The organism is Celeribacter halophilus (assembly GCF_900114135.1).
Taxonomy (GTDB): Bacteria; Pseudomonadota; Alphaproteobacteria; order Rhodobacterales; family Rhodobacteraceae; genus Celeribacter; species Celeribacter halophilus.
The window spans coordinates 22,827-29,305 of record NZ_FORY01000028.1 but is presented as its reverse complement, the minus strand read 5'-3'; the positions used below and the strand labels follow the sequence as shown (position 1 = coordinate 29,305).

The window sequence follows — 6,479 nt, the reverse complement described above, 5'->3', positions numbered from 1 at the left end:
AGTATCCAAAGACACCGAAAGCCGACAAACAGTGAAGCTGACACTCTATAATCAGGACCGAAATCCCTAAGAGCGCGATATACAGACGTTCTTGTCGTTAAGACCAAACCGCCCACATATCTCTTCGTTCATCTATCAATTTCAAAGAGCACGAGACAAAAACCAGACCAGTGCGCCCTAACTTACGGCGCGCCCGCCCAGATCTACCTCAAAATTTTCTCCGTCAGATCACCCAAACTTCCCTCAGTAACCTCAGTCACCCTGTTCCGTCTGTGCCATCTGGCGTCCCGTCCGCGCTGTCTGCGCCGCCGGTGAAGGGGGTTCTAAGGCGAACAATCAAAACCCGCAAGCGATTCTTTTAGGAAAACGACTAATTTCCAGAAAAAACTTTAAGTCTGCCAATAATTTCGATTTCAGCCCCTCCCAGTAAGGGCTCAAACACGACCAAAACAGCCAAACTGGCTTTTCCTCAAAATCAAAATAAAGCAAGGGTGAGACTGGATAAAACACATGATCGATATTTGTCCCCACACCACGTCACACTATCTCACAAGAAACTCTGCGTGTAGTGCTCCGGCCGCTTTAATACTTTTCAGGATATCAATCATATCACGCGGAGAAACGCCTAATGCATTCAAGCCCGCAATCACCTCCGAAAGAGATGTCCCCTCTTTAATTTCTGCGAGACCAGTCCCCGGCTCTTCTTCTATAGACGCTTCTGTTCGAGGCACGACTATAGCTCCACCTTCTGAAAATGGATTCGGCTGCACTACAAGCGGCTCCTCCTCAATGCGTAGAGTTAGATTTCCCTGACTTACCGCGACGCGAGAAATACGGACATCGTCTCCCATAACTATTGTGCCAGAGCGCTGATCAACGACCACGCGGGCCTTGTGCTCAGGTTGTACCGATATGTTTTCCACTCTACCTAGTGCGTGTGCTGTCGAAAGTTCTTTTGTCGCCTTAATATCAAGCATGACGGTTCCGGCATCCAGCATGCGAGACACAACCCGACCGAAATTTCTATTTATCGCATCTTCAATTCGCTCAGCGGTGGTGAAATCGGGGTTTCGCAATGCCAATCGTACAGATTTGAGCGTTGAAAAGTCAAAGTCAACTTCCCGCTCCACCCGTGCCCCGGAAGGAATAACCCCTGCAGTGGGTACGCCTTGGACGACTGAAGCACCATCTCCCTCTGCAGATGCCCCACCAGCGATAATTGTGCCTTGGGCCACGGCATATATCTGCCCATCTGGCGCATTAAGAGGGGTCATAACAAGCGTCCCTCCCAGAAGACTTTTTGCATCGCCAATTGCGGAGACCGTTACGTCAATTTTCCCTCCGTTACGCGCGAAGGGGGGCAATGTTGCCGTAACCAAAACAGCGGCAACATTTTTCGGACGGAACTGCTCTCCCGTTACATTCACACCTAAACGTTCCAATATATTGGACATGATCTCCTCTGTGAAAGGAGCGTTGCGAATACCGTCCCCAGTTCCATTTAACCCGACAACAAGACCATAGCCGACCAAATCATTTCCACGAACACCGTCGAACTCTACGAGATCTTTAATCCGAATTGGATTGGCTGCAGCCGAAGCAGCAAGCAGGCAGGCAAATGCAATAGAAGTAAAAATTTTAAGCATCAAATATAATCCGAAAGACTGAGACGCGACATCCGTGAAGTAAGCGTATAAATAATCTGTAACTGCGTTTCGGTCTGTGTGAGCATTGAGGCTGATTCATAGGCGTCCGCCGACACGATCTCTGATTTTGCCGTCTCATATGAAAATGTCATCGCACTATTAGATAGGCTCGCTTCCTCGATGCGTGCTTCAACAGCCCCGACCTGGGCACGCAGATCGGCCAAACCAGCCTGCGCTCCCATGAGCGCCTCCCCCGCACTTCGCAAAAGTGACGATTGTTCTGCGACACTTCCCTCAAGAACTCCTTCATCAACAAGTGCAGCCAACGCCAGTCCTTTAAGCGTCTCTCGAAGCGATGCATCATTCGCGGAAAAATCCACCCGCACGGTTTCATGCTCCCCAAGCGCAAATGGAGACAAAGCATTATCCGACCCTTGATAGGCGATCATTTCAAAGCCACCGGAAGGGGACATAAACCAATCATCAACAATGGTCTCAACATCTGAAGACGAAGTCGAGCCAGCAACGGCTGCCGCCAAGTCATTCATCATTTCATCCGCCGAAATAAGCGCAGTTTCTCCCGTAGCAGCTCCGCTAAAAAGGGAGCGGTTGCCAATTCGAGTGTTTAAGGTAGAAACAACCGCATCAAACCTTGTGCGGGCGTCAGTACCTGCGACAGAAACACTCGTGGCATCTCCATTCGTCGATGCTGTCAACAAAACTGAAGACAACTCCTCAACATGCTCCGAGATTGATCCCAAACTGGATTGCACAGTTGTCGCGAACAGGTCTGCCTCCTTGATTGCGAGATCATAGGACTGCAATGTTCGCAGAGAGCGCTCAATGGAAGCCAAAGGGGAAAAGTCCCCCGACACCGAAGTAGAAAGATCATATTTTTCACCACTGGCCACTTCTGATCCATATTTCTCCAGATCCAATTTGGTCTGAGTGGTGACACGCATATTACGAATTGATGCAGCCATATCGCCAAACGAAATAACGCTCATCCTTAAATCTCCATCAACTGGTCCATAAGGGTATCAATGGTCGCAATTACTTTCGCATTAGCGGCATAAGTTTGCTCGATCACGAGAAGCTGCTGCATCTCGTAATCTGTATCAACACCGTTTTCCAACTCGATCATCTCAAGAGATTCCTGCCGGGCAGATGCGTATGTAAGATTGGCTTCAGCGTTTAGCTGGTTGGTTTCTGCAAGTGAGTAGACATCCGCAGCAAAACCCAATGCGGACCGCTCCATAGCAATCAGCCCGCCGGAAGATGCGGCTCGAGTATTTTGCAAAGCATCCGTCAGGGAGTGCAGGATTGTCGCATCGCCCTGATCGCCTTCTGCACTGGCCCCCAAGCCATCACGCAATTTCCATAGCTCTCCCCCTTCATCTGGATCGACCAACGTGTTTACTGATACGCGTCCGGCCAGCCCTTCTTCATTCAAGACGTCAAAGGCCGCGCCACCATCAGTGAACAAACCTGCATCTCCGGCAGACAGGGTGTGATCTGCGTCGCTCGTTTGAAACCTCTCGATCAAATCGCGTGCAATTGCATCGAGTTCAATTTGTGCTTCGGAGGCCAGGACGTCTCGAACCTCAAACAGGCCGGCAAGTTTCCCTCCAGCAATTTGCCCGCGCTCCGGGTCAGTTGAAACTTCCAGCCCATTGATCGTGAGGCCGGAAATAACGCCGCTCTCTACGGTCATATCGGGAGTAATTGTCGCCGTTTGTGTAAACTCGATTGTTGCGGCGCTCGAGTCGACCAAAAACGCTCCGCCATTCGTGTAGAGGGAAATCATTCCATTGTCTTTTTCGACCTCATTTACAGGAATCAATTCCGCAACCTGATCAACGAGTGTCTGCCGTTGATCCATCAACGCATTTGCATCATAGCCCTGTGCAATTTGTTTCTGGATCGCAAAATTAAGATCAACAACTTGTTGCAACGCCGAATTCAGGAAATCGACCGTCTGGGCAATTTCCTTGTCTGCAGCCATACGGATATCCATGATGCTATCCGAAGCACTATTAATCTGATCCGCAAGATCCTTGGCCGCATCCAGAACAGTCTGTAACCGGGCCTCGGACTCCGGGCGACTGGCAGCTTCGATCAAAGCGGTTTCAAGTCCCGTAATCCGTCCGACGATTGAGTTCTCTTCGTCCACCCGCCCCATTGCAGCCGCATAGGAGTCGTAAAATTCGGCTCGTGTCTCCTCTAGAGCAACCTCGGCATCGGCATACCGCCGTTCTCCTGTGACCACAGGATCATAATGACGGGACACCCCGACAACCGAGACCCCCGAGCCGGTTTTTCCAAGCTGTTGAGAAGCGAGTTCTATTTCCCGCTTCCCATAGCCTTCGGTCATCGCATTGGCGACATTGTAAGACACGACATCTGCCGCACGTGACACCGCGTTCAGGCCACTCAATGCGTTCGAAAACGCCGTAGAAATACTCATGTCCTAATCTCCTTCTATGCCGCCAGTTGCGTTAGCGTTTTATATTCGTGGTCTCTTGGAGCATCTCGTCGACGGTCTGGATAACCTTCGCATTTGAGGAATATGCGCGTTGTGTCTGAATTAGATCCGTCAATTCAGCAGCAACATCGGTCGTGGAACTTTCACGGGCGTAGCCCTCAATCGTTCCGGTCGGTCCATCACCCGCGTCCCAAAGAAAAAACGAACCCGAGTCCGGTGACACCTGATAGGTCTGGTTGCCCAAGGACGACAGGCCATTCGGGTTCGAAACATCTACCAGTGGGATTTGATAGATCGTGCGCGTAAATCCTGTGTCATAGGTGGCCGTGATAAAACCGCTATCATCTATCTCAATCGAGGTCAGGTTCCCGACCGGAGAACCGTCTTTCGTAATCGAGGTTTGTGCGAAATTGTCCGAAAGCTGCGTTAGCCCGTTCGTGTCACCAAGAGCGCCGATGTTCAGATCCAGCGGCCCACCGGCCACTTCAAGAGAAAGCGTGCCTGTTACATCGTCATAGAGCGCCCCCGCCGGGTTGTTGACGGTTGGCGTCACGGACAAGAGAGTGCCCCCCGAGGCACGGGTATCATCGAAGACAATCGTATATTCACCGATCGTTGTGTGACCGGCAGCGGAATCAGTGATCGTCATCGTCCATGTGTTGTCCGCCGGTTCATTGGTGAACGTCACGCCCAGAGACTCCGACGTCCCGAGGTTGCCATAATATTCGACAGCAAGCGTATAGGCATCATCGGCGTCTTCCGCCGGCACATTGACGGCCAGGTTGATTTTCGTCGTCGGATCCCCCGCAGTCTGGTTGTCGTTAATCACAACAGGCTTGAGATCTGTGGCCGTGTCTCGTGCATAGGTCGCAATTGTACCATCTGCATCCGCCGCCCAACCGAGGAGAACAAGGCCGGATTCGGTTTTCAGAATGCCCGCATCATCGGTGTAGAACGATCCGGTTGTGGTCATCATCAGAGGCTGGTCGCCCTGTGTATTGTTCAAATCGGCCTCGGTTGTCACAGGAACGAAGCCATTGCCCGACACCGCCACATCCGTTGCGTTGGATGTCGAGACCAAGCCCCCCTGTTCACTGATAAGCCGCGTTGTGGAGGCACTTACACCACCGGCAGAATATGTTCCGGAATTCGAGTTGTTGGTGAGAACATATGACGAAAAGTCCGCCTCTGCCCGTTTGTAACCATAGGTATTGGAATTGGCGATGTTGTCCGAAATTGTCGCAAGCTTGGTAGCATTGGCGGCAAGGCCGGCAACGCCAGCGTTGAGCGATGAAGAAATTGACATAGGGTGGCACCTTTCTGCTGCGAAGTCCCAAAACTTGCCCCAGCATGCACAGTGAGACTTAACAGCGCCCTAACACATAAAATGCGAATTACTTTTTGAGCGGATTTCTCAACAGAACGACTTCAACGCGGTTGTTTCTCGTTGACATGAGGTTGCTGACAACAGGCTTACGATCCGCATAACCGGTCACACGCTGGATACGTTCAGGGGGCGTTCCACTCTCTTGCAACAAAAGACGCACCCGATCAGCACGCTGTGTCGAGATGTCCCAAACGGGATTGTCGAGCACGACCACCGGTCGCGTGCTCACATAACCCGAAATGGCGATCTCATTGCGCACAATCTTGAACACTTCCGAAAGCATTTCCGCCAACAGAATCAACACCTCCGCGGGTTCAGATGTGTTCGGAAGAAAGAGAGGATCCCCCTCAAGATCATGCAATTCGACAATCAAACCTTCGTCCGTCACGCGCGTCACAACATGACGCATGGCTTTGTCAGCCGCCATGCTCTCCCCGCTAAACGCGGTTAACAGATCCTGAACCTCGGCATAGGCCTTGGCCTCCAGAGCTGCCGCGCGATCCCCGCCTTGCGTGGTGCTTTTATGCGCTCCACCACTGTCAAAACTCGACGCTCCCATACCGTTTTGGGCCAAGGTTTCTTCGGTAAAGACAGAATCCCCCCCGAACGCACCGTCACCGCCACCGGAAATACGATTCACCGGAATCGTCGGATTGAAATATTCCGCGAGCCCCTTGCGCTGTTTCTCTGTCGTTGCATTCAAAAGCCACATCAAAAGAAAGAACGCCATCATCGCCGTCACGAAATCGGCATAGGCCACTTTCCAAGCGCCACCATGCTCCTCGCCTTGCGCGATGATCTTCTTTCTCTTGATGATAATCGGAGCGTTACTTTTGCCGCTCATCCCATCACCTCATTGTTCACCCGAATGCAGAGGTAACAGGAAGGGATAAACACCAGCTTAACTTGTAAAATTGAAGGTATATTCCACGCGAGTCATCGCGAATCCAAGGCGTCGCAC

Annotated in this window: 5 protein-coding genes; all 5 read right to left on the bottom strand. The window is 51.5% G+C overall.

Going from position 1 to position 6,479, the window contains the following annotated elements; genetic code table 11:
- Window positions 1-542 precede the first annotated feature (542 nt).
- The 5 genes from BM152_RS17225 to BM152_RS17205 all read right to left on the bottom strand — a co-directional run bounded on the left by BM152_RS17225 (window position 543) and on the right by BM152_RS17205 (window position 6,362).
- A complete protein-coding gene (locus BM152_RS17225; protein WP_066604028.1) occupies window positions 543-1,646 on the bottom strand; it encodes a flagellar basal body P-ring protein FlgI in 1,104 nt (367 codons plus the stop codon).
- The gene (locus tag BM152_RS17220; RefSeq protein WP_066604025.1) at window positions 1,646-2,653 is read right to left on the bottom strand and encodes a flagellin; all 1,008 of its coding nucleotides are present in this window, start codon (window positions 2,651-2,653) and stop codon (window positions 1,646-1,648) included. Before BM152_RS17220 ends, BM152_RS17225 begins: the two co-directional genes overlap by 1 nt.
- Before the next feature lie 2 nt (window positions 2,654-2,655).
- A complete protein-coding gene (gene flgK / locus BM152_RS17215) occupies window positions 2,656-4,113 on the bottom strand; it encodes a flagellar hook-associated protein FlgK (protein WP_066604023.1) in 1,458 nt (485 codons plus the stop codon).
- 31 nt (window positions 4,114-4,144) lie between these two features.
- Window positions 4,145-5,437 (bottom strand): flagellar hook protein FlgE, encoded by a 1,293-nt coding sequence (locus BM152_RS17210; RefSeq protein WP_066604020.1) that lies wholly within the window; start codon window positions 5,435-5,437, stop codon window positions 4,145-4,147.
- Window positions 5,438-5,525: 88 nt separating this feature from the next.
- Window positions 5,526-6,362 (bottom strand): OmpA/MotB family protein, encoded by an 837-nt coding sequence (locus BM152_RS17205; protein WP_066604018.1) that lies wholly within the window; start codon window positions 6,360-6,362, stop codon window positions 5,526-5,528.
- Window positions 6,363-6,479: the final 117 nt, after the last annotated feature.